Origin of the sequence: Marivita sp. (genome assembly GCF_020055635.1) — a bacterium.
Lineage (GTDB): Bacteria > Pseudomonadota > Alphaproteobacteria > Rhodobacterales > Rhodobacteraceae > Marivita.
This window is the reverse complement of sequence record NZ_JAIPUT010000043.1, coordinates 1-24303: the sequence shown is the minus strand read 5'-3', so window position 1 is coordinate 24303 and position 24303 is coordinate 1. Positions and strand designations below refer to the sequence as shown.

23 protein-coding genes are annotated in these 24303 nt (G+C 59.4%); 15 read left to right on the top strand and 8 right to left on the bottom strand.

The features are described 5' to 3' along the window. From LCF60_RS17340 to LCF60_RS17320, 5 genes are read left to right on the top strand one after another with little or no spacing between them, the layout of a single operon-like run. Positions 1 to 354 carry a Na+/H+ antiporter subunit C gene (locus LCF60_RS17340; RefSeq protein ID WP_292293483.1) on the top strand — a complete coding sequence of 118 codons (354 nt, stop codon included), beginning with the start codon at positions 1 to 3 and terminating at the stop codon, positions 352 to 354. Beyond that, positions 351 to 1892, top strand: coding sequence for a monovalent cation/H+ antiporter subunit D (locus tag LCF60_RS17335; protein WP_292293482.1), 1542 nt, complete (start codon positions 351 to 353; stop codon positions 1890 to 1892). Before LCF60_RS17340 ends, LCF60_RS17335 begins: the two co-directional genes overlap by 4 nt. A gap of 3 nt (positions 1893 to 1895) precedes the next feature. Further along, positions 1896 to 2387 (top strand): Na+/H+ antiporter subunit E, encoded by a 492-nt coding sequence (locus LCF60_RS17330; protein WP_292293480.1) that lies wholly within the window; start codon positions 1896 to 1898, stop codon positions 2385 to 2387. Beyond that, positions 2384 to 2653, top strand: a complete 270-nt coding sequence (locus LCF60_RS17325; protein WP_292293478.1) for a K+/H+ antiporter subunit F — start codon at positions 2384 to 2386, stop codon at positions 2651 to 2653. The genes LCF60_RS17330 and LCF60_RS17325 overlap by 4 nt, the downstream gene beginning before the upstream one ends. Positions 2654 to 2662: 9 nt before the next feature. After that, positions 2663 to 3037: a Na+/H+ antiporter subunit G gene (locus LCF60_RS17320; RefSeq protein WP_292293476.1), complete on the top strand. Its 375-nt coding sequence runs from the start codon at positions 2663 to 2665 to the stop codon at positions 3035 to 3037. 18 nt (positions 3038 to 3055) lie between these two features. Here the strand turns inward: LCF60_RS17320 and LCF60_RS17315 are convergent, their stop codons facing one another. After that, positions 3056 to 3532 (bottom strand): MarR family transcriptional regulator, encoded by a 477-nt coding sequence (locus LCF60_RS17315; protein ID WP_292293474.1) that lies wholly within the window; start codon positions 3530 to 3532, stop codon positions 3056 to 3058. Positions 3533 to 3789: 257 nt separating this feature from the next. Here LCF60_RS17315 and ectA point away from each other — a divergent pair, with 257 nt between their 5' ends. The 4 genes from ectA to LCF60_RS17295 are packed head-to-tail and all read left to right on the top strand — an operon-like array spanning position 3790 to position 7500. After that, positions 3790 to 4323 (top strand): diaminobutyrate acetyltransferase, encoded by a 534-nt coding sequence (gene ectA, locus LCF60_RS17310; protein WP_292293472.1) that lies wholly within the window; start codon positions 3790 to 3792, stop codon positions 4321 to 4323. Positions 4324 to 4380: 57 nt separating this feature from the next. Further along, entirely contained in the window at positions 4381 to 5673 is a 1293-nt protein-coding gene (gene ectB / locus LCF60_RS17305; protein WP_292293471.1) for a diaminobutyrate--2-oxoglutarate transaminase, read from the top strand. A 5-nt stretch (positions 5674 to 5678) separates the two neighbouring features. After that, on the top strand, positions 5679 to 6074 hold the full coding sequence (locus tag LCF60_RS17300) for an ectoine synthase (RefSeq protein WP_292293470.1): 396 nt from the start codon (positions 5679 to 5681) through the stop codon (positions 6072 to 6074). Position 6075: 1 nt separating this feature from the next. After that, complete coding sequence (locus tag LCF60_RS17295) at positions 6076 to 7500, top strand: aspartate kinase (protein ID WP_292293468.1); 1425 nt, start codon at positions 6076 to 6078, stop codon at positions 7498 to 7500. Positions 7501 to 7527: 27 nt separating this feature from the next. On the opposite strand, the gene LCF60_RS17290 is transcribed toward LCF60_RS17295, so the two are convergent. Then, positions 7528 to 8154 (bottom strand): glutathione S-transferase N-terminal domain-containing protein, encoded by a 627-nt coding sequence (locus LCF60_RS17290; RefSeq protein ID WP_292293467.1) that lies wholly within the window; start codon positions 8152 to 8154, stop codon positions 7528 to 7530. A 197-nt stretch (positions 8155 to 8351) separates the two neighbouring features. Here LCF60_RS17290 and LCF60_RS17285 point away from each other — a divergent pair, with 197 nt between their 5' ends. After that, on the top strand, positions 8352 to 10139 hold the full coding sequence (locus tag LCF60_RS17285; RefSeq protein WP_363318431.1) for an SLC13 family permease: 1788 nt from the start codon (positions 8352 to 8354) through the stop codon (positions 10137 to 10139). A gap of 37 nt (positions 10140 to 10176) precedes the next feature. Here the strand turns inward: LCF60_RS17285 and LCF60_RS17280 are convergent, their stop codons facing one another. Both LCF60_RS17280 and LCF60_RS17275 read right to left on the bottom strand, forming a co-directional pair. Beyond that, positions 10177 to 11319 carry an AI-2E family transporter gene (locus LCF60_RS17280; RefSeq protein ID WP_292293465.1) on the bottom strand — a complete coding sequence of 381 codons (1143 nt, stop codon included), beginning with the start codon at positions 11317 to 11319 and terminating at the stop codon, positions 10177 to 10179. A 151-nt stretch (positions 11320 to 11470) separates the two neighbouring features. Further along, positions 11471 to 13678 carry a hypothetical protein gene (locus LCF60_RS17275; RefSeq protein WP_292293464.1) on the bottom strand — a complete coding sequence of 736 codons (2208 nt, stop codon included), beginning with the start codon at positions 13676 to 13678 and terminating at the stop codon, positions 11471 to 11473. Positions 13679 to 13899: 221 nt separating this feature from the next. On the opposite strand from LCF60_RS17275, the gene LCF60_RS17270 reads away from it, so the two are divergent. Then, a complete protein-coding gene (locus LCF60_RS17270; protein ID WP_292293462.1) occupies positions 13900 to 14868 on the top strand; it encodes a glycosyltransferase family 2 protein in 969 nt (322 codons plus the stop codon). A gap of 287 nt (positions 14869 to 15155) precedes the next feature. Further along, positions 15156 to 17354, top strand: coding sequence for a glycosyltransferase family 2 protein (locus tag LCF60_RS17265; protein ID WP_363318430.1), 2199 nt, complete (start codon positions 15156 to 15158; stop codon positions 17352 to 17354). 119 nt (positions 17355 to 17473) lie between these two features. Here the strand turns inward: LCF60_RS17265 and LCF60_RS17260 are convergent, their stop codons facing one another. The 4 genes from LCF60_RS17260 to LCF60_RS17245 all read right to left on the bottom strand — a co-directional run bounded on the left by LCF60_RS17260 (position 17474) and on the right by LCF60_RS17245 (position 21521). Then, positions 17474 to 17680, bottom strand: a complete 207-nt coding sequence (locus tag LCF60_RS17260) for a hypothetical protein (RefSeq protein ID WP_292293459.1) — start codon at positions 17678 to 17680, stop codon at positions 17474 to 17476. A gap of 30 nt (positions 17681 to 17710) precedes the next feature. Beyond that, positions 17711 to 17917: a hypothetical protein gene (locus LCF60_RS17255; protein WP_292293458.1), complete on the bottom strand. Its 207-nt coding sequence runs from the start codon at positions 17915 to 17917 to the stop codon at positions 17711 to 17713. 553 nt (positions 17918 to 18470) lie between these two features. Next, positions 18471 to 20678: an NADP-dependent isocitrate dehydrogenase gene (locus LCF60_RS17250; protein WP_292293457.1), complete on the bottom strand. Its 2208-nt coding sequence runs from the start codon at positions 20676 to 20678 to the stop codon at positions 18471 to 18473. Between the two features lie 105 nt (positions 20679 to 20783). Continuing rightward, positions 20784 to 21521 carry a metallophosphoesterase family protein gene (locus tag LCF60_RS17245; protein WP_292293456.1) on the bottom strand — a complete coding sequence of 246 codons (738 nt, stop codon included), beginning with the start codon at positions 21519 to 21521 and terminating at the stop codon, positions 20784 to 20786. Positions 21522 to 21698: 177 nt separating this feature from the next. Between LCF60_RS17245 and LCF60_RS17240 the strand changes: the two genes are divergently transcribed. The 3 genes from LCF60_RS17240 to LCF60_RS17230 all read left to right on the top strand — a co-directional run. Then, positions 21699 to 22703, top strand: a complete 1005-nt coding sequence (locus LCF60_RS17240) for an NAD-dependent epimerase/dehydratase family protein (protein WP_292293454.1) — start codon at positions 21699 to 21701, stop codon at positions 22701 to 22703. A gap of 131 nt (positions 22704 to 22834) precedes the next feature. Then, a complete protein-coding gene (locus LCF60_RS17235; RefSeq protein ID WP_292293453.1) occupies positions 22835 to 23662 on the top strand; it encodes a bifunctional allantoicase/(S)-ureidoglycine aminohydrolase in 828 nt (275 codons plus the stop codon). A gap of 189 nt (positions 23663 to 23851) precedes the next feature. Further along, positions 23852 to 24303, top strand: a 452-nt coding sequence (locus LCF60_RS17230) for an aminotransferase class V-fold PLP-dependent enzyme (protein ID WP_292293452.1), incomplete at its 3' end; no start/stop codon positions are given.

The window sequence follows — 24303 nt, the reverse complement described above, 5'->3', positions numbered from 1 at the left end:
ATGGAACTCATTGTTGCTAGCGCGATCGGAACGATGACGGCTGGCGGGGTCTATCTGATCCTCCGTTTGAGGACGTTTCCGGTCATTCTTGGCCTCGCGCTCTTGTCCTACGCAGTTAACGTCTTCCTTTTCTCGAGCGGTCGGCTTGCCATCGACATGTCCCCGATCCTGTCGAGATACGGTGACGGAACCTACACCGACCCTCTGCCCCAGGCACTCGTGCTGACGGCAATCGTCATCTCCTTCGGGATGACGGCCGTGCTTGTGATGATTTCGCTCGGAGCCTTCCTCGAGGCTGACAGCGACCGCATCGACATCGATCAGACAGACTTCGACAAGGACGCCGATCAATGAGTCACTGGATCATCGTTCCCATCGTCCTTCCGGCGATGCTTGCACCCCTGATCGGGTTCGTCATGCGGCACGATATCGTTCTGGCGCGGGTGGCCTCGGTTGTCGGAACCGCGCTGCTGCTGGCGGTGTCGGTCGGGCTTGTCATCCTGGCTGCGGATGGAGACACGCATATCTATCGCCTGGGAGATTGGCCCGCGCCCTTCGGGATCGTGCTCGTTCTTGACCGGTTGTCCGCGCTCATGGTGCTGTTGACGGCAAGCCTGGCCCTGATGGTGCTGATGCATTCGATAGCGACGGGCTGGGACGATCGCGGCAAGCATTTTCATGCGCTGTTCCAGTTCCAGCTGATGGGGATATGTGGCGCCTTTCTGACGGGCGACATCTTCAACCTCTTCGTGTTTTTCGAGGTGCTTCTGATCGCGTCTTACGGACTCATGATCCATTCCGGCGGCCGTGACCGAATGCGCGCGGGTCTGCAATACGTCGTGATGAACCTAGCCGGATCGACCCTGTTCCTGTTTGCGCTGGGCACGTTGTACGCAAGCACGGGAACGCTCAACATCGCCGATCTGGCAGCAAAAGTGCCAGAACTTCCGGCAGACGAGGCGGCGCTTGTCCGGGTCGCCGCGATGCTGTTGATGATCGTGTTTGCCGTCAAGGCGGCGCTTTTCCCGGTCCAGTTCTGGTTGCCGGCAACCTATTCCAACGCGCCCGCTCCGGTTGCCGCGCTTTTTGCGATCATGACCAAGGTCGGAGCCTATGCGCTCTTGCGTGTTCATACGGTGGCGTTCGGCCCGGGTGTTCCGGCAACCGACGGTCTGATCGGGGCGTGGCTGTTTCCGGCGGCGATCGTCACCATCGCACTGGGGGCCGTCGGCGTTCTCGGGGCGCGGCGACTCATGCCGCTGATCAGCTTTTCGGCAATCGGTTCAATGGGCACGCTGCTGGTCGCGGTGGCTGCGTTTTCGACCAGTGCCACGACGGCCGCGCTTTACTACATGGTTCATTCGACGTTTGCAGCTGCCTGTCTTTTCCTGATCGCGGACCTGGTCGTGGCCCGGAGGGGGGGCGACTCTCTGAGCCCGGCGCCGGCAACGGTTCACAACGGGCTGTTCGCCGCCATTTTCTTTGCGGCGGCGATCGGCATGGCGGGTATGCCCCCGCTGAGTGGATTTTTGGGAAAGCTGCTGGTTCTTGATGCGATGCGGCAACCGGATTTCATGGTCTGGACCTGGACTGCGATCCTTGCCGGATCCTTGATGACCGTGGTGGGTTTCGCCCGCGCGGGAAGTGCGCTGTTCTGGAAGTCGACCTCCATCGCGGAACCGGTGCCGGACCCGCAGGTCGAAACCCTGCCCGAGCCGCCCTATGCCAGCGTGGCGAAACCTTCCGAAATCGTTCCGGTCATGTTTGCAACGGCTGCTCTTGCGGGCCTGGCAATCTTTGCCGGTCCGGTCACCGAGTACCTCGAACAGACATCGCTGCAACTGTTCGACCGGGCGGCATATATTTCGGCGGTTCTCGGTGGAGAATTCTAGACCATGATGATGCGTTTGATCCCTCACCCCCTTCTGAGCATCGCGCTCGTTCTGGTCTGGCTTGGCCTGGTCAACACGTTCACCTTGGGGAATCTCATCCTAGGAGTGGTCTTCGGACTGGTCATTCCCATGCTCACCGCGCCCTACTGGCCTGACCGGCCCCGGATCGGAAAACCGCTTCGGGTGATCGAATATGTTCTGGTCGTCTTCTGGGACATCGTCGTGGCGAATGTGCAGGTCGCCTGGATCATCCTGTTTCGACGGAACGCCAATATCAGGTCTCACTGGATCGTCGTGCCGCTCGAACTCCAGTCCGCCGAAGCTATCACCGTGCTTGCCGGCACGATCACCATGACCCCCGGGACGGTTTCGGCAACCCTTGCCGCAGATGGCGGATGTATCCTTGTGCATTGTCTGGATACCGACGATCCCGACGCGGTGCGTGACGAGATCAAGTCCCGGTACGAACGGCGCCTGAAGGAGATTTTCCAATGATCGAACTTGCTCTGCTCTTTGCGGCCGGCTGTTACGGGATCGCCTTGCTGCTTGATCTCTGGCGGATCGTGCTTGGCCCCCACGCCGCGGATCGCATCCTTGCGCTTGATACGATGGTGATCAATGTCATCGCCTTGCTGGTGCTTTACGGAGTCTGGCGCGGGACGGCGATTTACTTTGAGGCAGCAATGCTGGTCGCCATGGTCGGCTTCGTGTCCACCGTGGCCTACTGCCGTTTCCTTCTGCGCGGCGACATTATCGAGTAAGGACAGCCCATGGGTTTCGTGACCGAACTTCTTATCTCCATCTTTCTGGTCGTCAGCGGCATCTTCGGACTGGTCGGGTCCTACGGGCTCATCAAGCTGAAGGATTCCCTGCAACGGTTGCATGCCCCGACCAAGGCGACGACGCTGGGTGTCGGCGGTGTTCTGGTCGCTTCGATGATCTATTTCTACGTTTCCACGGGCTATCTATCGGTCCATGAACTGCTGATTTCGGTCTTCCTTCTGTTGACCGCGCCCATCACGGCCAACTTCATCGCAAAAACCTACATGGCGCGTAACCTTCGGCCCAACGACCTTCCCGAAAGCGAGAGCGACTATGGGTGGTCCATCTACGATGAGCCGCCGGAATCCCGTCCGGACACGTAAGCCCGACCCGTTTGCGGCTCAGAACGCCTTTCTGCCTGTCTTGATGTCGCCTGTCGTCAGAACGGGCGACGCATCAAGTCCACGGGCATCAAGCATATCCGCCACCCTTTCGAGCGTGGAGACCAGTTGCGCCTGCTCCCAATCGGCCAAGGCGAGGAACGCGCGGACATAGCGCTGCTGAAGCGCGTCGGGAGCGTCTTCCAGCCTGGCCTGCCCGTCTTGCGTGACCGTTACATTGGTCTGGCGGCGATCCTGGTTCGATGGCACGCGTTCGACCAGGCCGCGCGCCACCAGCTTGTCCACCAACGCCGAAACCGTCGCTTGGCTGACACCCATCTGGGTCGCCAAGGTCTTGGGTGTGACGCTTTCCTTTCCGTTGACGATCTGAAGCACCCTGAGCTGCGCCGGGGTGAGGCCCACAGCATGCGCAAGGTCGCGGGCATAAAGCTCGGTCGCGCGCAGGATTCGCCTGAGGGCAATCAGGCTGTCATCCATTCTAAGTTCGGCATTTGTCGTCATCCCGCAGACCATGACACTAATTTGAAGCATCCCGCAATCTGCGATCTTAAGGGGAGCTCTTTGTTTGGCTAAGTAAATATTAGGGAAAACGTGAGATCCGCCGAAGAAATGAGAAGAAAATCCACCGAGCCAGGCAACCAAATGCCGCTATGTACGTTTATCGGGGTGACATGTTGAAATATGCATGACGATAGAGTAATTAGTTAGTCGAACTAACAAAGGGTCAAGAAAACATGGCAGAGCACAGTGACATCCCCCGAACGCGCAAGCCCCTTCTGCGCAAACCGGACGCGACGGACGGGGCTGCAATCTGGGAACTCGTGAAGGACTGCAAGCCGCTCGATGAAAACTCGATGTACTGCAATCTTGTTCAGGCAGAGCATTTCCGCGACACATGTGTGGTCGCCGAGCTTGATGGCGAGATTGTAGGCTGGATCTCCGGCCACATGATTCCCGACAAGGATGAACTGTTCGTCTGGCAGGTCGCCGTTGGCGGAAAGGCGCGCGGTCTGGGGCTTGGCAAACTGATGCTGATCGAACTGATCGAGCGCGACGCTTGCGACGGTGCGACACATCTTAAGACGACCATCACACGCGACAACGATGCGTCATGGGGTCTGTTCAAGTCGTTCGCCCGTTCGATCGGTGGGTCGCTGACCGACGTACCGCACTACACGCGGGATATCCATTTCGAAGGGCGCCACGACACGGAACATCTGGTGTCGATCACCCTTCCGGCTGCGGATGGCCTCAAGCGCGCTGCGTGACCTGACCTTCGTTTTCTCCCTGAAAATCTCAATTCCAATGCCTTGAAAGGACATCTGATGCCCAAGGACATGAACATGAACGACTCGATTTTTGAACGCCGCGAGAGCGAAGCCCGCTCCTATTGCCGCGGCATGCCCGCGACCTTCACCACCGCAAGCGGATCCGAAATCACGGATGACACCGGCAAGACCTATATCGATTTCCTGGCTGGCTGTTCATCGCTGAATTACGGTCACAACGACCCCGACATGAAAGCTGCGCTGATCGAGCACATCTCGAATGACGGGATTGCGCATGGTCTGGATTTGCACACCAACACCAAGGCGGCTTTCCTTGAGGCGTTGGAAAAGCACATTCTTGCACCGCGTGACATGGATCACCGTGTGATGTTCACCGGACCCACCGGCGCAAACGCCGTCGAGGCGGCGATGAAGATCGCGCGCAAGGTGACGGGACGAACCAACATCATCGCCTTCACCAACGGCTTTCACGGTGTGACCACGGGGGCCTTGTCGGCCACCGGAAACGGCTATCACCGCGGTGGTGCAGGCATGTCGTTGAACGGTGTGACCCGCATGCCATTCGATGGCTTCTTTCCCGGTGAAACGGACACGGTCGAATTCCTCGACGCGATGCTCAAGGACAAGTCTGGTGGCGTCGATGCGCCCGCCGCAATCCTGCTCGAGACGGTACAGGGCGAGGGTGGTCTGAACGCTGCCAGCCCGGAGTGGGTCAAGCGCATTGCCGACCTTGCGAAAGACCATGGGGCGCTTCTTATCATCGACGACATCCAGGCCGGATGTGGCCGGTGCGGGACGTTCTTCTCGTTTGAAGAGATGGGCGTGATGCCCGACATCGTCACGATGGCGAAATCGGTCTCCGGCTTCGGCCTGCCGATGGCGATGCTTCTGGTGCGCCCCGAATACGATATCTTTGGGCCGGCCGAACACAACGGCACCTTCCGGGGCAACACGCACGCCTTCATCACCGCGAAAGTCGCGATCGAGAAGTTCTGGGCGGATGACAGTTTCCAGAAGGAGCTGGCAGAGAAGTCGCAGTTGATCCACGAATCTCTTTCCGATCTGGCGGCGATGGTACCGGATGCCTACCTCAAGGGACGTGGCCTGATGCAGGGGGTCGATGTGGGGTCTGGTGATCTTGCCGGTGCGGTCTGCGCGCGGGCCTATGAAAAGGGCCTCATCATCGAAACCTCCGGCAGCGAAGACCAGGTGATCAAGGTTCTGGCACCGCTGACCACGCCGAAAGACACGTTGCGCAAAGGCTTCAAGATCTTGCTTGAAGCGGCGAACGACGTGCTGACAGGCCCCAACAAAATTGCTGCGGAGTAACGCAAATGATCGTCAGAGACTTCAATAAAATCGTCGAGCAGGAAAAAGACCGGGTTGTTTCCGACGCGAACTGGACAAGTGTGCGAATGCTGCTGGCCAGTGACAACATGGGTTTTTCCTTTCACATCACCTTTCTCGAAGAGGGCTCCGAGCACACGTTCGAATACAAGAACCACTTCGAAAGCGTATACTGCATGAAGGGCAAGGGCTCGATCACCGATCTTGCCACCGGCGAAACTCATGAGATCACGCCGGGTGTCATGTACGCGCTGGACAAGCATGACCGCCATGTGCTGCGGGCAGAAGAAGAGCTGGTCATGGCCTGCTGCTTCAACCCGCCGGTCACCGGCAACGAAGTGCACCAGGCGGATGGGTCCTACTCGGCGGCAGTGGAGGCGTAAGATGAGCCATACTGTGGAAAAAATTGGCGGGACGTCCATGTCCCGCCTGTCCGAATTACGAGAAACCCTCTTTATCGGAGGGCGGGAGAAAGAAGACGTTTACAACCGCGTCTTCGTGGTCTCGGCTTTTGCCGGGATCACGAACCTTTTGCTGGAGCACAAGAAATCCGGCGAACCCGGGGTCTATGCACTGTTTGCGAATGACGACAGCAACCACAAATGGCAGGATGCCCTGGACCGCGTCGCCGAGGCGATGAAAGCGGCACATGAGGACATCCTGACACATAAGGGCGATATCCAGCAGGCCCACATGTTCGTCGATGAACGTATCCTCGGTGCTCGGAATTGCCTGATCGACCTGCAACGCCTGTGTTCCTATGGCCATTTCCGCTTGCCCGAACACATGGGGCACATCCGCGAGTTGTTGTCCGGTCTGGGTGAGGCGCATTCCGCCTATGTCACGGCCCTGATGTTGCAGCGCAGCGGAGTGGAGGCGCGGTTCGTCGATCTGTCGGGTTGGCGCGACGAGGGCGATGTGTGTCTTGAAACCCGTATCACCGACGCATTCGAAGATGTTGATCCCGCAACCGAAATGCCGATTGTGACGGGATATGCCCAATGCGTCGAAGGGCTCATGAACGAGTTCGATCGCGGATATTCCGAAGTGACGTTTTCGCACTTGGCCGCCCTCACCGGGGCGCGCGAGGCGATCATTCACAAGGAATTCCACCTGTCGTCGGCCGATCCCAAGCTGGTTGGTGAAAATGCGGTGCGCAAGCTGGGCCGGACAAATTACGATGTCGCTGACCAATTGTCGAACATGGGCATGGAGGCGATCCATCCGAAAGCAGCCAAGACCCTGCGACAGGCAGGCGTGCCCCTGCGTGTCACAAATGCCTTCGATCCCGGCGATCCCGGCACCCTGATCGACGATCAACCCGCAGAAGAGGCGGCGGCGGAAATCGTGACCGGTCTGGATATCGTGACGCTTGAGGTGTTCGAACAGGACATGGTGGGCGTCAAAGGCTATGACGCCGGCATTCTTGACGTGCTGACCCGGCACAATGTGCGGATCGTGTCCAAGGTTTCGAATGCGAATACGATCACGCATTATCTTGACGCATCGCTGAAAACGATGCGCCGGGTCGAACGGGACATTGCAAAGATGTTTCCGGCGGCCGAGATCACCAGTCGTCGATTGGCGATGGTGTCGGTCATCGGACGGGATCTGAACGGGCTGTCCATCCTCACCCGGGGCCTGCAAGCCATCGCCAATGCCGGACGCGAAGCGATCGGCGCGTCTCAGGGGCCGCGCAATGTCGATGTGCAGTTCGTCATGGACCGCGACTCGATGGAGACTGTCATCAAGGCGCTGCACGCCGAACTGATCGAACAGTCCCCGACACGTCTTTCGCGCGCGGCCTGACGGTCGTATCTTATTCCGATGCCCGTATCAGGGCATCGGGATATCGGTCACGTATTTCGGAATCTGATAGCCCTTCTGCACTGCCGGTCGCTCTGCGATCCGCAGATACCAGTCTTTCACATTGGGATATGCATTCAGGTCGATTTCCTGCCAATCGAACCGGGCGATCCACGGAAAGATCGCCATGTCTGCAATACTGTACGGTCCGGCGACATATTCTCTTCCGTCCAGCCGCGTGTTCAATACCGAATAGAGCCGCTGCGCTTCTTTCCCGTACCGGGCCTCGGCATAGTCAGATGTGCCCTTGTTGAACTTTAGGAAATGGTGCGCCTGTCCCAGCATCGGGCCAAGACCCCCCATTTGCCACATCAGCCATTCGACCATGCTCCAATACCCGTCGCCCTCGACGAGGAAGCGTCGGTGTTTCTGCGCGAGGTAGAGCATGATCGCTCCGCTCTCCATCAGTGACGCGCCTGTCTCCCGATCGACAATCGCCGGGATCTTGTTGTTTGGCGAAATCTTCAGGAATTCCGGCGCGAATTGGTCATCCTTGCCGATGTCGATGGCATGCACCGTGTAGGGCACGCCAAGCTCTTCCAGCAGGATCGAGACCTTGCGGCCATTCGGGGTGGTCCATGTATACAGGTCGATCATTCGGAATGTGCCTTTGTTGAGTAAACGCGTCGTCCGCAGCTTGACCAAGATGTGCAGGTATTCCGCCGCGGCAGTCAAGGTCGCCGCACGATGTTTGCGGGCGGGTTGCCTGCTTGACCAAAGGCATTCCGGTTCCCGGAGCCCTGATCGGATGATAAGTCGGGTCTTGTGACGAACTGTTGGGGTGCGCGAATTACATGACTTTTCAAATGCCGAGCGACCAGACACTGATATTCGGAATATTCGGGCTTGTCTTCGTTCTCCTGATCAGTGGTCGCATCCGATACGACCTGGTGGCGTTCGGCGCGCTTGTTCTTGCGGCACTCCTGGGATTGGTGCCCGGCGAGGACGTGTTTTCCGGCTTCGGGCATTCCGCAGTGGCGATCATTGCATTGGTGCTCATCGTATCGCGTGGGCTTGTCGGATCGGGGGCCATCGAAAAGCTGGCGACACGGTTGCTTGACCCCGACCGTCCCTTGCCGCTTCACATCGCAGTCATGGCCTGTGTCGGGGCGGCGATCTCTGCGGTGATCAACAACGTGGCGGCGCTCGCGCTCTTCATGCCGCTTGATATCGAAACGGCAGCCAAGGCCAGGCGCACGGTAAGCCGGTCGCTGATGCCATTGTCCTTTGCGACGATCCTCGGCGGCATGGTCACGCTGATCGGCACTCCGCCCAATATCGTCATTTCCGAATATCGCCAAAGCGCACTGGGCGATCCTTTCGAAATGTTCGATTTCGCCCCGGTGGGCCTTGCGGTCGCCCTCGCTGGGATTGTCTTTGTCTCCATTCTGGGCTGGCGGCTTTTGCCGGCGCGCGAGGGGGCACTGGATCACGAGGACGGTTTCGCCGAGGGGCGCTACATCGCAGAGCTTCGCGTCGGAGAGAAAGCCAAGGCCGATCCCATGACAGTCGCCGATCTTTATCCGCTTGCCGAAGACCTCGATCTGAACATCCTCGGCCTCGTGCGACAGGGCAAACGTCTTCCCGGCTTCTCGGCGCGGCAAGAGATCAGGCCAAGCGATTTCGTCGTCGTCGAGGGAGACCCGAAGTCGATCGAGGTCTTCATGGGCAAGGCGGCCCTCGATTTCGCCGGTTCGGAGAAGCACTCCGAAGGCGTCAACTCGGGTGGGTTGGCGTTGACCGAAGCGATCGTTCCCGAAGGAGCCCGCGTAGTCGGCCGGACCGCACGCAGTCTGAAGCTCCTCTACAAGTATTCGGTGACCCTTTTGGGCGTGTCGCGGAACGGTCAGCGGTTTCGGGATCGTGTCCGCCTTCTGACCATCAAACCGGGGGATGTGCTTTTGCTGCTGGGGCCTGCGGAACGCAACATGGCAGCGGCGCAGTGGCTCGGCGTTTTTCCCATCAAGGGGCGAGAGACCCCTGTCGTCCAACGCTCGAAAGCCGGGCTTTCGATTGTCATATTCCTCACGGCGATTGCATCGGCGGTCATGGGGTGGACATCGCTGCCTGTCGCGCTGGCGGCCGCCGTCATCGGGTTTGTCGCCATCGGTCTTGTCTCGGGACGGGATGTCTACCATTCCATCGAATGGAAAGTGATCGTCCTTCTGGCGAGCCTCATCCCGCTGGCCGAGGCGTTCGAAGAGTCCGGGGGCGCCGAACTCATCGCGTCGCAGATTGTCCTGCTCACCGAAGGTTTCCCTGCATGGGTGGCGCTCTTGTTGCTGATGGTCGTGACGATGACGCTGTCGGATTTCCTGAACAACGTGGCAACCACGCTGATCGCGGCCCCGGTGGCCGTCGGCATGGCCGATGCCACCACGACAAACCCGGATGCATGGCTGATGGGTGTCGCGGTCGCCGCATCCTGCGCCTTTCTCACGCCGATCGGTCATAAGAACAACACCATCATCCTTGGGCCCGGTGGCTATCGCTTTGGCGACTATTGGCGCATGGGCCTGCCGCTTGAGGGGATCGTGCTTGCCGTGGCGATCCCTGCGATCCTTGTCTTCTGGCCTTTGTGATCGAGAAATCGACCGGTCCGCGCAAAAAGGCTTGTCGTCAGGAAACGGTGTTGGCGGCTTCCGTTCTTGCGACACGCTGCTTTTCGACATCCAGGTCAAGATCGGGGAACCCGTCGCGCGACAGCAGAATGGCCAGCGGGCGCAGGCTCTTGATATGGGAACAGACGATCATGATCGACACCATGATCGGCACGGCAAGAAACATGCCGACAATTCCCCAGACAGCCGCCCAGAACGCAAGCGACGCGATGATTCCGAAAGACGACAGACGCAGCGTCTTGCCCAGCAGGAGCGGGTCTAGGACCTGGCCTATGACAAATTGCATGATCCCGATGATGGCCAGAAGCGAAACACTGACCACCGTGTCTCCGGTCTGGATATGGCCCACCAAGGCGACCACGATTGTCGCGATGATCGATCCGATGTTCGGAATGAAATTCAGCACGAAAGTCAGCGCGCCCATCGCGAAGGCAAGCTCGAGTCCGAACGCCGTCATCACCGCATAGACAAGCGCACCCGTCAGCGCGCTGATCAGGGCCTTGACGACAAGATACCGGTTCACTCGGTGAACGATGGACGAGATGATCAGTTCGACCCGGGCGGCGCTTTCCTTATCGCCCATCAGGCTTGTCAGCTTGGTCGAGAACCAGATGCGTTCGAGAAACATGAATCCCACGAACAGCGTCACCAGTACCGCGCCGGACGCGATGTTTCCTGCCTGGCCCGCCATGGATGTCAGGTAGGGTCCGAAACGAATGCCGCGCAGCCATTCCAGAACGGCGGCTTCCACGTCTTCCCCCATCCAGCTGAACAGCTCGGCCACTGCGCGTTGGGCGGGATCGGCGTATTGGAGGATTGTCAGAACAACCGTGTTGGCCTGGGTCAGAAGGATCACCGAGGCCAGGATGAGAATTGCCGCGATCAGAAGCACCGCAAGCGTGGAGGCGATCCAGATCGAGACCTTCGCGCTTCCCAATCTCAGTTGCTGGAAGTAGCCGATCGCATCGGAGGTGAGCGAAAACAGCATGATGGCAATGGCCAGCGAAATGAGGAGAAACTTTGCCTGGACCAGAAGAAACAGGATTACGGCGAACGCAATGATCCCGAGAAACCAGCTCTGGATATTATGCGGGTTGGAAACGGCCGGTTTGTCCTGATCGAAATCGGTCTGATTGGGCATGTTGTGAATGTAAATCCAGTGGCTACGGCACGACAGAATTACGCTACAATAGCTTGGCGCGGTCGGAAACCCCGCTGTCATGACGCATGTCGTCTATCGCGCCCATACGAAGACCCGTGCAACCCAATCGGGCAGGCAGGGTGCAAATGGCCTAGCCCAGCGCCTTGAGACCGATCCGTACGGCGCGGTTCGGGTTGTTTTTCAGGATATGTTCGCCAAGCGCCCTGGCCAGCGTCGTATGCCCTTTCTCGACGGCACGGTTGAACAGCTCTCTTTGATAGCGCGGAAAGCTGCGCCGAGTGCGCAGCATCTGGTAGTAATCCCCGGTTGTGAGCGTCCCGTTCAGGGCGCCAAGGATGATCGGGCTGAGAATGCCCATCTGGTTGAGCGAACTGCCAAGACGATGGCCAAGCAGCGGTGCCCGAAGATGCTGAACATTGTGACCGGTAAATCGCGCGGCGTGCTGGGCGTCCAGGGGTTCGTATGGATCGAACAGGATCGACACGCGGTTGGCAGCTTGGCTGACCTTCGCCGCATCACCGTAGTGTCCGGAAAAATCGCGGTCCCAGACAACCTTGTAGCGCGTTTCCCAAGGCACGACGCTTTTGTCGACCGTCGATTGCGGCGAGATCGCCACCACGTCGCAGCCCGGTGCAGCCGGTGAAAAGGCGCATGCGGCGTAGCCACCCATGGAGGCTCCGTAGAAAACCACCCGTTTGAATTGCCCGAAGAAACCGCTTCCCTTCAACGCGTCGAACTGATCGTAGACCCAGGGCTCGCGATACCACGTCCACCCCCCTGCAAGCACACCCAGCATCGACCAGCCCTGCGCCTCGATAAAGCTGTAACCCCACGGGCGCCTGTCCTCGCGTTTGGTCATTGCGATGTCCAGGTTGTCGAAGGTGACGACAAGGGTATCCGGGTCACGCGGAACATAGAGAAAGCTGTGGCCGTTGGTGCCCGGCCGATACCAGCCATCCTTGCCGGCAAGCTGCGTCGCGATGGCATCCCAGCTTTCGTCCGGCGCGGTGGACGGCGGGTTTGGCGTGACGCGGATGCGCGTAACGGGTTTCCCCTCGTCTTCGCGCGTCGAAAGCGTCGTGTTGGTGCCGTAGGCCTTGAGGAAGGGAAACGCGCCAGAGCCGCGACGTACGTCCATGAACACCCGGGTGTCGGAATGTACGCAGCGCTGCAGGAAGCTTTCAAGGAACGGCGTTTTCCACTGGTCGCCGAAGCCCTGCAAGTTGCACAGGACATCGACGGGGCGAAGATCTTTCTCGGACCGGATCACCTTGATGCGATCGGGGTCGACCTCGTTGTCGGTCAGGAATGTGATGTACTCGGCCAGCCACGGCATGTCCTCGTCCTTGAAACTGGCGCGGCGGTTGGTGTTCACAAGGTGGATGTCGCAATCGAACCTGTGATGCAGCGCGAGAACGAAACTGCGGGCGGTTCCGACCAGATCGGCCACGCTGCTCACTTCGGTCAGGTCAACCTCGTCGATCAATGCCCCGTCGAAGGTTGTGCGTCCGCGGCCCTTGATCGGTGCCAGGGCCGGTGTGATGCCGTGCTCTTGCACGAGTTTGTCCAGGTAGCATCCTTTAGGGGGCAGACCGTTGTGCAGGCTGCCAAGCTGGCGCTTGTTGGATGCCCAGACATGCAAGGCGGTGGTCTGATCGGTGATCAGCCCTTCCGCAATCTCGGCGCGGCGCATGAACTTGAACCGCTCGCGGAAAGTGATCGGGTAAAAAGCGTTGAGCGGCTGAACATGCTCTTGCAGCCCCAGCATGTGCACATAATGCGTCAGCATCATCGGCCCCCATACACCCCAAGGCTGCTCGGACACATGCACCGGGCGGCCCTTCTCGGCCTTCTTGCGCATTTCCATCTGCCGTTTGCGGGGCAGGAACGGCGCGATGGAGTAGCGGTCATCGGTAAACGCGAGCATCTGCTGCAACGCCTCGCTGTCGGCGGGCAGACCCAGCACGGCGTTGTTGACCCGATGCTCGCCGGGCAATTCGTAGCCGAAGACGTAGTCGCTGTCGTACTCCATCGGACGGTGGCAATAGACATCGGTATCGACCCAGATCATGCCGGGGTTCTGGTGGATCATGTGCAGGCGGAACCAGTCGGCAAAGAGCGCATAGCTGTTCTTCTGCTCATATTTGATGAAATCGTCAGTATCGATGATCTCACGCCCGTCCCGACGGATCACCCCCTTCGGGACATTCGGAATATCCTCGTAGCTGAACAGCGTGATGGTCTGGCCCTTGTCGACAAAGGATTTCAGGCAAAGCTGTTCAAGCCAGCTAAGCGGCCCCCCGATCCAGAGCGTTCCAACCTCGCGTGTGCGTGGCATCTGCATGTCCTCAACTGCGCGCAGCTTCTTTTGGGCCACGTCGGTTAAAACGAGCCTAGAGCCTGAAATTCCGTTTGTGTAGCCTGCGTGAAATCTGACTCAGTTTTTCCGCGATCCGTGCTCCTGACGCCATGCGTGTTGCGCCAGGACATTGTGCTGGGTAAATTTTGGCAAAATACAAACGAGGACGGTCGCTGCAAGAACCGTCGTGTGAGGCACAAATGAGCACTGACACCTATACGGTTGTCACGACCATGAAGAACGAGGCGCCCTACATCATTGACTGGGTTGCCCATTACAAAGCGCTTGGTTTCGATCATATCCTCGTTTGCACCAACGACTGCACGGATCCCACGGTCGACATCCTTCTTCGGCTGCAAGAGCTCGGGCTTGTCACGCAACACGACACGATCGTCCGGCGCGCCGGCATCCATCGCAGCGCATTGCGTCAGGCCAGCCGCCGGTACGATATCGTCATGCAGGCCAGGTGGGTCTTTGTCTGCGACGTTGACGAATACCTGAATGTCCACATGGGGGACGGGTCGGTTCAGGCCTTGGTCGAAGGATCCGGGGCGGATGCGGACGTGATCTCCGTTCCGTGGCGCGTCTTTGGCCCTGACGGGATCGAGTCATTCTCGGACACGCCCGTGACCGACCAGTTTCGCATGGCAGAGCTGAAATGGGACGCCAAAGACCGTCCGGAAACGGGCAAGTTCGTCAAATCGCTGTATACGAACCAGCACAAGTTTCAGCGCATGGGCCTGCACGCGCCGGTCTCGCTTGATGAACATGTCGCCGACACCAAGCGGGTTCTGCCCGGTGGCGCGGACTATATCATCGACGGAAACCGCACTGAGAACCCGCCGCTTTTCACGCATGCGCAGGTCAATCATTACGCGCTGCGATCGATGGACAGCTTTCTGGTCAAACGCGCACGGGGCAGGGCGAACCATTCGCACCATGTTCTGGGCTTGGAATACTGGGAACGTTTCAACCTGAACGACGAAAAGGACATCTCGATCGACCGTTACCAGTCTGCGGCAGGCAAACTGGCCGAGGAACTCAAATCCGACCCGGTCCTCTCGGACCTGCACGCCCGCGCCGTCGATTGGCATCAGCGCAAGGCCGCAGCCCTCAGGATGGACCCTGACATGGATGAACTGGTCGCCGGGTTGAAAGCCGCACTTTAAGAGAGTCTCATAAGCAATTAAAACATTCAGTTCCAGAACCGGAAAAAACGAACGAACTTGCCCCGGCAGAAAAACCCCTCCCCTGCAAGGGATGACTCCTGACCCTGTGGCCGTTTTGCCAAGGGTCCCCGAACTGGATTTTTTCACCGCTTGATTATACACCTGTGGAAAAGAACGTACCGACACGGGCAGAAGACGGGGCAGTTGGACCGGTTCGGTGCAACCAGAACAGGCCGATTATGACGAGTGTGATCGAACGGCGAATGGCGGGACGCGACTTTGGTTCCGTGTCCATTCTGGACGCGGTGCTGTGGTCCAGGGGCGATACGCGCCATGTCACGCTCTTTCTCACGGCGGGATCGGATCTCGAGGCAGTGTCGCCTGCGGAGTCTGTGACGCTTTCGAGCCAGCAAAGCGTCGGCGGGGCCATGTGTCTGACTTACCTGGTTCAGACCGACAGCCCCCTCACCTTCTCGGTCAACGGCGCATCTGTCGATCTTGGCTGTTCGCATGCAGAGCATGATCTTTTCGACGGCCTCGATGCTTTCGCGGCGATCCGAAACGGCGAGGATGCCGAAACCGTCGCGACGTGGCTCGACCACCATGTCCAGACACAGGGTCTACAGGGAGCGGTCATCGTCGACCGGTCGCCACCGGATCAGGATCGCGGATTTCGAGAAGCGCTCGAGCAGCAGATGATCGCACGCGGCATGACCTGCCGGGTTGTCCTGCTTCGCAGCGACCTGCCTCTGGGCAAGCCGGACACACCGGCCGAGGCGCATCCCTTCTGCGTCCCCGAGGCACCGGGAAAGGACCGGATGAAAATTCCGGATCCCGCGCCCTGGTCTGCTCCGCTTGGGGCCATGTCCCTCTATGAGATCCTGCGGCTGCGGTTCCTGGCCGACGCGCGGGCGGCCGCCAACCTCGATGTGCATGACATCTTGCCGACTGGCGCTGCGAATATCTTCGACAGTGCCGTCGCCGCCGAGGGTGGCATGATCGCCCTGATCGGGCGGCACTGCTATCCGTGGCGGGTCCGCAAGGATCAACCGACCTTGTTTGCCGACCATATCTGCGTCCAGTTCGATTCCAGGAGCGGTCGGCGACGGTGGTGCATTGCCCCCTCCAAAGCCCCCGAAGATGTGGTGTGGCGCATGATCCGCGTCGGCAACGCCGCGCCTGATCCGTCACGAACACAGCTATTCTACCGGCACATGGCGCTGCGCCACCCGACGCCGTCGATCTCCAAGATCGTCCCGAAAACCTCGTTGATCGAACACCCGCCGCTTCTTGAGATGTCGGAAGGCTATTGGGGTCATAAACCCGTCCGGATGCCGGAACTCGAAGCGGAGGCGCTATCAAAGGGCAAGGGGCGACGCGCAATCGTCACGACGATGAAGAACGAGGGCCCGTTCATCCTCGAATGGCTGGCCTATCATCGCGCGATCGGCTTCGATGACATCCTCGTGTACACCAATGACTGTACCGATGGCACCGACACGATGCTGAAGATGCTCGACCGCAAGGGCTATGTGCAGCACCGCGAGAATCCTTTCCGTGAAAGCGGGCTGAAACCCCAGCATGCGGCCCTTCAGGCGTCTGACGACGAACCAGTGATCCGGAACGCCCGTTGGCTGACCTGCATCGACGTCGATGAATTCGTGAACGTCAAGGTTGGCGACGGGACGCTCGATGCGCTGTTCGCGGCTGTCCCGGACGCCAACATGATCGCGATGACATGGCGGCTCTTCGGCAATGGCGACGTGCATGATTACGATGACCGGCCGATCACCGAACAGTTTCTCCGCTGCGCGCCCGAATTTGCCCGCAAGCCGCATCAGGCCTGGGGCTTCAAGACCTTGTTCCAGAATATCGGTCTGTTCAAGAAAATGGGTGTGCATCGGCCAAAGGGTCTGAATCCGCAGCTCTGGGAAGAGATCAATTGGGTCAACGGGTCCGGTCAGCCCTTGCCGCGCGAGATGTATCGCAACGGGTGGCGGTCCACGACAGAGACCTACGGCTATGACCTGGTTCAGCTCAATCACTACGCGGTGCGATCGGCCGAAAGCTTTCTGGTCAAGCGGGACAGGGGCCGGGTGAACCACGTGGACCGGGATCAGGGGCTGGCCTACTGGTTCCGGATGAACAACAACGCCGAACAGGATCTTTCGATTCAGTCCCGGCTGCCGATGATGCAGGCAGAACTGGCACGGATGATGGCCGATCCCGAGATCGCGGCGGCGCATGACGGGGCGGTCGCGGCGCATCGGGCCAAGATCGACGCGCTCCGGAAGACGGAAACATACGCGAAATTCCATGCGGAGTTGACGGGGCCTCGGCTGGAAAAGCTGTCGCGGCTGCACCATCATTTCGGATCGAACGTGTTCCTGTCAGGGCCGGAGGTCGTACCGGACGATGTCCTTGAACAGGAGCCGGGCGCGGACTGGTTCTTCACGGTCGAACTGAGCGGAGAAACCGCCCACTGAACAAAAAAACGTAAATATTGAAGGCCGCCCTTTCGGGCGGCCTGGTCATCATCCGCGACGTGCCGGTGTCCGGTCACGTCGCGGGATTTGGTGTGCGGCCGTCATGGGCCGGCTGCGGCTCACTTCACCAGGGCCTGGATGGTGGCGCGTTTTTCGCTTTCGCTGTCGCCCGAGTGCAGGATCGACAGGATGATGTTGACCTCGGCGTCCGAGAGCGTCGAGACGTCAACGTCCGGGGCATATTGATCGAGCGTGGAGCTGTCGACCATGGCCGAAGCAGAGACTGCGGTGAGTGCCAGGGCGGTTGCTGCGATAAGTGTTTTCATTGTCTTGGTCCTTTCGTGATGGGGTTGGAGTTACTTGACCAGCGCCTGGATGGTGGCGCGCTTTTCGCCTTCGCTGTCGCCGGAATGGATGACGGACAGGATGGTGTTGACCGTTGCGTCCGACAGGGTCGAGACATCGGTGTTCGGCGCGTACTGCTCGATGGCGGAGGTGTCGACCATGGCCGAAGCGGAGAAGGCGGTCAGGACGAGGGCGGTTGTCGCGATGAGAGTTTTCATGTGTTTGATCCTTTTCGTTGCTGTGATCTGCGCATTGTGGCGCGGTTGGGTTGCTGTCTGTCGTCGGGCTGTCTGTCCGACACCAATCAAGCTAGGCATGCGGGGCGGGTTCCGGAATTCACAGCTCGCGCACAGACGCTCTCGCGAACGTGGACTTGACGCGAGCGACGCGCATGCAGGCGCTGCGCGGGGGTGCACAGGGTTGGTGCGGATCAGGAATTGCTGGGTTTTCGAAGGGGTCGGGTCGGTTGCAAACGACACCGCCGCGTGAAGAAATTCACACCGGCGGACATGTCACATGACATATCAACAAAACGTGTCGACGGGAAAACCGGCCTTTGTTTCAACGCGAACACCACGGCGCGACGGCGCGCGACAGCATTCGTGAGAAACATGTCAGACGTCTTGGAACGTTTCGACCTCGCAAGACGAGTCGCACTGCCGTTCAGACGCGATGGCAGTGGCTATGGCCTCTTGCCGAACCAGCGTCTCGGCAGCACGAAAAAAGGCCGGACACGCATGCCCGGCCTTCCGAAACTCTCTGTCAAAACTGTCAGCCGATGATGGCGTTCAACGTGGGTGACGGTCGCATGACCGCCTCGGTCTTCTTCGGATCGGTGTGGTAGTAGCCACCAAGGTCAGCCGGGCTGCCCTGCGCCGAGGCCAGCTCGGAGAGGATTGCCTCTTCCTTTTGTGTCAGTTCCTTCGCGATGGGGCCGAAATGGGCTGCCAGCTCCGTGTCCTCGGTTTGCGTGGCCAGCGCCTCGGCCCAGTATCGCGCGAACCAGTAATGGCTGTCGCGGTTGTCGGGCTCACCCACCTTGCGTGACGGCGACCGGTTGTTGTCGAGGATACCCTGCGTTGCCGCATCCACCGCCTTGCCCAGAACACGCGCCTTTTCGTTGTTCCGCGCATCGGCGAGAAATTGCAGGCTTTCGCCCAAGGCACAGAATTCACCAAGGCTGTCCCACCGAAGGTGGTTCTGTTCCACCAGCTGCTGAACGTGCTTGGGGGCCGAGCCGCCTGCGCCGGTTTCGAACAGGCCGCCGCCGTTCATCAGCTTGACGATGGACAGCATCTTGGCCGAGGTCGCCAGTTCGAGGATCGGGAACAGGTCGGTCAGGTAGTCGCGCAGAACGTTACCGGTGATGGCAATCGAGGTCTTTCCCTCTCGGATCGTTTCCAGCGACGCGCGGGTTGCTTCGCGCGGGGCCATGATCTTGAACCTGTCGGCCACACCTTTCGCGTCGAGGATCGGTTTGACGTAGCTGATCAGCTCGGCGTCATGTGCCCGTGTCTCGTCCAGCCAGAAGATCGCTTCACAGCCTTCGGCTTTCTGACGGTCGATGGCCAGTTGCACCCAGTCTTCGATGGGTGCCTTGCGGGTCGAGGCCGAGCGCCAGATGTCGCCGGTTTCGACATCGTGTTCGTGCAGGACCGTACCGTCACCCAGCACCATCCGTACGCTGCCGTCATGCGGAATTTCAAACGTGGTCGGGTGCGAGCCGTATTCCTCGGCCTTCTGCGCCATCAGGCCGATATTCTGCACCGTGCCAGCGGTCGCCGGGTCGAGCTTGCCGGTTTCCTTGAAGTAGCTGATCGTCTCGTCATAGACGGGGGCGTAGGAATTGTCCGGGATGACGCAATTGGCGTCGTGTTCCTTGCCATCCGGGCCCCAACCCTTGCCGCCTGCGCGGATCAGCGCGGGCATGGATGCGTCGATGATGACATCGGATGGCACGTGCAGGTTGGTGATGCCCCGGTCGCTGTCGACCATGTACATCGGCGCGCGGTCGGCCATGACGGCCTCGATCTCGGCCTTGATCTCGGGCTTGTCCTCGACGCGTGCGAGAAGGTCACCCAGACCGGAGTTCGGGTTGACGCCTGCGGCTTTCAGGTCTTCGCCATACTTGTCGAATACCGGCTTGAGGAAAGCCTTGACCGCGTGGCCGAAGATGATCGGGTCCGAAACCTTCATCATCGTGGCCTTGAGGTGCAAAGAGAACAGTGTGCCTTCGTCCTTGGTCTTGGCGATTTCCTCTTCCAGAAACGCATCGAGCGCCTTGGCCGACATGTAGGTCGCGTCCACGACGGTGCCGGCAGGATAGCTGAGGCCGTCCTTGAGCACGGTTTCGGAGCCGTCCTTGCCGACAAGGACGATCTTCGCGGTCGCCTCGTCGGTCAGGGTTGCAGAGGCTTCGTTCGAGCGGAAATCGCCGCTTGTCATCGAGGCAACGCGGGTCTTGCTGCCCTCGCTCCAGTCGCCCATGCGATGCGGGTTGTTTTGCGCATAGGATTTGACCGGCTTCGCGGCGCGGCGATCGGAATTGCCTTCGCGCAGGACCGGGTTCACGGCAGAGCCCTTGATCGTGTCATATTTCGCGCGAACGGCTTTCGCGGCGTCGGTGGACGGAGTTTCCGGGTAGTCGGGAAGCGCGTAGCCCTGGTTCTGCAATTCGCGCACCGCGGCGACAAGCTGCGGTACCGAGGCCGAGATGTTCGGAAGCTTGATCACGTTGGCCTCCGGAGATTTCACCAGATCGCCCAGTTCGGCCAGATCGTCGGCCTGTCGCTGGTCTTCGGTCAGCGCTTCCGGAAAGGTCGCCAGGATGCGTCCCGCAAGCGAGATGTCCTTGGTGCCGACGCTGACGCCGGCGGCTTTCGCGAATTTCTGGATGATCGGAAGGAACGACGCCGAGGCAAGCTCGGGTGCTTCGTCGACCTTTGTATAGATGATGTCGGGGATTGTGCTGTCAGCCATGGGGTCACGCCTTTCGAAGATTTGCATCTCCCATAGGCCAAACCAGATGAGTCGTAAACAGCATACAGTGGTATACATTGCCGCAACACGCAATTGCCGGCAAAATCACGTCGAGACGAATTCGACTCCGTCCGGTGTGAACAGGGCTGCTGTCAACTGACCGGTGGCATAGGCCCCGGTGTCGATCGAAATCCGGCCATCGCGCATCTTTGGGCGATCGACGATCGTGTGTCCGTGGACGATCCAGAACCCGTCCCTGCGGGGCGTTTTGCGAAACTCCGGATGTCCCCAGACAAATGTGTCGGGATCCTGCTGTTCAAGGGGGATGTTCGGGTCGGCCCCGGCATGCACCACGGCGATGTTGCCGGACCACGCAAAGGTTTCCAGACTGGCAAGCCATGTCACCATGTCTTCTCCCATGGCCTCGAACAGATCGTCACGAGCGCGCGTGAACACCTGTGCACCGCTGGACTCGGTCACGCCGGCGATACCGAAGCTGGCCAGGGTTTGCAGGCCGCCATTGCGCAGCCAGCGGCGCCCCTCGGCTTCGGGGTCGTGCAGGAAATTGATCATCATCTGTTCGTGGTTGCCCATCAGCGGCGCAATCCGATCATGCTGCATTGCGAAACGCAGCACCTCGGCGCTTTGATCGCCCCGGTCGACAAGGTCGCCGACACAGATGATCGTGCGGTTTTCAGGAAGCGCATCCACAAGCGCGGTCAGCAGGTCGTACCGCCCGTGTACATCGCCGATGACGCAGAACGGCGCATCCGGCCTGACCGGGTCGAAATGCGGTTCGGGCTCCGGCGGCTTTGGTTTTCCGAAAAGGGTGGGAAATTTCATGACACGCGCTTGTTTGAACAATGGGCTCTTGCCCGTTTCTGGATTGGACTTACAGGAGAATATGGGCATTGAATCCGCATTGGAAAGACGACGAGGCCAAGCGGATGGTGGTTCTGGTCAAAGCTTCGTGCTACGCGAAGCGCGGATCAAGGGGTATTGCAAAGGCGAAATGACCTGATGAAACGTGTTCTTGTGACCGGGACAGCCGGTTTCATCGGCTTCCATCTTGCCCGCCTGTTGCTGGAGGAGGGCTTTGTCGTCCACGGCTATGACGCGATTACGGACTACTATGATGTGACGCTGAAAGAGCGGCGCAACCAGATGTTGCTGCAATCGCCGGGCTACAGCTTTACCCATGCGACGCTGGAAGAGGACGGGACGTTCGAAACGGTTGCGGCGGAGTTCGCCCCGGACATCATTGTCCACCTCGCGGGGCAGGCCGGTGTGCGCTATTCGCTGGAAAACCCGCGCGCCTATCTCGACAGCAACCTTGTCGGCACGTTCAACGTGATGGAGGCGGCGCGGCAGGTGCAGGTGGAGCATCTGCTCATGGCGTCCACGTCTTCTGTCTATGGCGCAAACGAGGAGATGCCGTTCAAGGAAACCGACAAGGCCGACACGCCTTTGACCTTTTACGCGGCAACGAAGAAGGCCAACGAGGCGATGGCCCATTCCTATGCGCATCTGTGGCAGATCCCCACGACGATGTTCCGGTTCTTCACCGTCTATGGCCCGTGGGGGCGGCCTGACATGGCGCTGTTCAAGTTCACCAAGGGGATCTTCGAGGGCACGCCCATCGACATCTACAACCACGGCGACATGCACCGCGACTTTACCTATGTCGAGGATCTGGTGCGCGGTATTCGCCTGTTGATGGATGCCGTGCCCGGCGGGCCGGAGACAGCGGTGGAGGACGACACGCTGAGTCCAGCCGCGCCGTATCGCGTCGTCAATATCGGCAATTCTGACAAGGTTCGCCTGCTGGACTTTATCGAAGCGATCGAGGCGGAGACCGGGATCACGGCCAGGCGCAACTACATGGACATGCAGAAAGGCGATGTGTTCGCCACATGGGCCGATGCGACGCTGTTGCGAAATCTGACCGGCTATGCGCCCAAGACCGAGGTGCGCGATGGTGTGGCAAAGTTTGTCTCGTGGTATCGGGACTACTATCGCGTCTGAGGATTGATTGCGGTTCCAAGGCAATTATTGCTGATTATCAAGGAAATGCGAAAAGTCCTGATTGCCGATAGGCATGGTCGGGTTGGCGTTGCGGCGCGATACTTGGCCATGACCAGCAGAGGAAATCGCGCATGACCACGTCTTACTTTGCCCCCAAGGGCGGGCATCCCGGTCAGAACCAGCTTTTGACCGATCGCGCCATGTTCACCGAGGCCTATGCGGTGATCCCCAAAGGCACGATGCGCGACATCACCACCAGCTTTCTGCCGTTCTGGGAGAACACGCGCCTGTGGGTGATTGCCCGGCCTTTGACCGGCTTTGCAGAGACGTTTTCCCATTACATCATGGAGGTTGGTCCCGGCGGCGGATCGGATCGGGCGGAAACCGATCCCGAGGCGCAGGGCGTGCTGTTCGTGGTCGAAGGCACTTTGAGCCTGAGTGTCGATGGTGACACGCACGAGATGACCGCTGGTGGCTATGCCTACCTGCCGCCGCAATCGGGCTGGACCCTGCGCAATACCGGGTCAGAGCCCGTCACCTTTCACTGGCTGCGCAAGGCGTATCAGGCGGTCGACGGCCTCGATCATCCGCAGGTGATCGTCACGAATGAGGCTGATGTCGCGGCAACGCCAATGCCGGGAACAGATGGAAAATGGGCGACGACGCGCTTTGTCGATCCTGCGGATCTGCGCCACGACATGCATGTGACTGTCGTCACCTTCGAACCCGGCGCGGTGATCCCGTTTGCCGAGACACATGTCATGGAGCACGGGCTTTACGTGCTCGAGGGCAAGGCGGTGTACCGGCTCAACCAGGATTGGGTCGAGGTCGAGGCGGGCGATTACATGTGGCTGCGCGCCTTTTGCCCGCAGGCCTGTTATGCAGGCGGGCCGGGGCGGTTCCGGTACCTGCTCTACAAGGATGTGAACCGGCACATGCCGTTGAAACCGGGGCGGTGAGAATCGGGAGAAACGTCCTTCTCACCGTCTCGAAAATTGTATTCAAAAAATATTTTCGTATTGTGAAAAACTTAAGCAAATGAAAAATAAATATATTATTACGTTTCGAAATATGAAAAATAATTTCGAAAAAATTGCGCATCGTGGTGGGCAAGCTGTAGTGTCATCTCAAATCGGAGGAGCACCGCCATGAGTTTTCAAAACCCTGTTTTCATTCCGGGTCCCACCAATATCCCGGAATCGCTGCGCAAGGCGTGCGATATGCCGACCATCGACCACCGGTCGCCGCTGTTTGGTCAAATCCTGCACCCGGCCCGCAAGGCGGTTCAGCAGATCCTGAAAAGCACCAGCGCAGAAGTATTCATCTTTCCAGCCTCCGGCACGGGTGGCTGGGAAACCGCGCTGACCAACACGCTCAGCGCAGGAGACAGCGTTCTGGTTGCCCGCAACGGGATGTTCTCGCATCGCTGGATCGACATGTGCCAACGCTTTGGTCTGGATGTCCAGATCGTCGATGTGCCGTGGGGGCAGGGCGTTCCGGCGGACCGCTTTGAAGAGATCCTGACCGCAGACACGTCGCACAAGATCAAGGCGGTTCTGGCCACGCATAACGAGACTGCGACGGGCGTGAAGTCCGACAT

Excerpts from the sequence above, each read along its gene's own strand:
- ectA (WP_292293472.1), top strand. The coding sequence starts at position 3,790 with ATGGCAGAGCACAGTGACATCCCCCGAACGCGCAAGCCCCTTCTGCGC.
- LCF60_RS17315 (WP_292293474.1), bottom strand. The coding sequence starts at position 3,532 with ATGGATGACAGCCTGATTGCCCTCAGGCGAATCCTGCGCGCGACCGAG.
- LCF60_RS17280 (WP_292293465.1), bottom strand. The coding sequence starts at position 11,319 with ATGCCCAATCAGACCGATTTCGATCAGGACAAACCGGCCGTTTCCAAC.
- LCF60_RS17240 (WP_292293454.1), top strand. The coding sequence starts at position 21,699 with ATGAAACGTGTTCTTGTGACCGGGACAGCCGGTTTCATCGGCTTCCAT.
- LCF60_RS17285 (WP_363318431.1), top strand. The coding sequence starts at position 8,352 with ATGACTTTTCAAATGCCGAGCGACCAGACACTGATATTCGGAATATTC.
- LCF60_RS17295 (WP_292293468.1), top strand. The coding sequence starts at position 6,076 with ATGAGCCATACTGTGGAAAAAATTGGCGGGACGTCCATGTCCCGCCTG.
- LCF60_RS17235 (WP_292293453.1), top strand. The coding sequence starts at position 22,835 with ATGACCACGTCTTACTTTGCCCCCAAGGGCGGGCATCCCGGTCAGAAC.
- LCF60_RS17255 (WP_292293458.1), bottom strand. The coding sequence starts at position 17,917 with ATGAAAACTCTCATCGCGACAACCGCCCTCGTCCTGACCGCCTTCTCC.
- LCF60_RS17340 (WP_292293483.1), top strand. The coding sequence starts at position 1 with ATGGAACTCATTGTTGCTAGCGCGATCGGAACGATGACGGCTGGCGGG.
- LCF60_RS17270 (WP_292293462.1), top strand. The coding sequence starts at position 13,900 with ATGAGCACTGACACCTATACGGTTGTCACGACCATGAAGAACGAGGCG.
- LCF60_RS17250 (WP_292293457.1), bottom strand. The coding sequence starts at position 20,678 with ATGGCTGACAGCACAATCCCCGACATCATCTATACAAAGGTCGACGAA.
- LCF60_RS17260 (WP_292293459.1), bottom strand. The coding sequence starts at position 17,680 with ATGAAAACACTTATCGCAGCAACCGCCCTGGCACTCACCGCAGTCTCT.
- LCF60_RS17290 (WP_292293467.1), bottom strand. The coding sequence starts at position 8,154 with ATGATCGACCTGTATACATGGACCACCCCGAATGGCCGCAAGGTCTCG.
- LCF60_RS17275 (WP_292293464.1), bottom strand. The coding sequence starts at position 13,678 with ATGCCACGCACACGCGAGGTTGGAACGCTCTGGATCGGGGGGCCGCTT.
- LCF60_RS17330 (WP_292293480.1), top strand. The coding sequence starts at position 1,896 with ATGATGATGCGTTTGATCCCTCACCCCCTTCTGAGCATCGCGCTCGTT.
- LCF60_RS17320 (WP_292293476.1), top strand. The coding sequence starts at position 2,663 with ATGGGTTTCGTGACCGAACTTCTTATCTCCATCTTTCTGGTCGTCAGC.
- LCF60_RS17300 (WP_292293470.1), top strand. The coding sequence starts at position 5,679 with ATGATCGTCAGAGACTTCAATAAAATCGTCGAGCAGGAAAAAGACCGG.
- LCF60_RS17325 (WP_292293478.1), top strand. The coding sequence starts at position 2,384 with ATGATCGAACTTGCTCTGCTCTTTGCGGCCGGCTGTTACGGGATCGCC.
- LCF60_RS17335 (WP_292293482.1), top strand. The coding sequence starts at position 351 with ATGAGTCACTGGATCATCGTTCCCATCGTCCTTCCGGCGATGCTTGCA.
- LCF60_RS17245 (WP_292293456.1), bottom strand. The coding sequence starts at position 21,521 with ATGAAATTTCCCACCCTTTTCGGAAAACCAAAGCCGCCGGAGCCCGAA.
- ectB (WP_292293471.1), top strand. The coding sequence starts at position 4,381 with ATGCCCAAGGACATGAACATGAACGACTCGATTTTTGAACGCCGCGAG.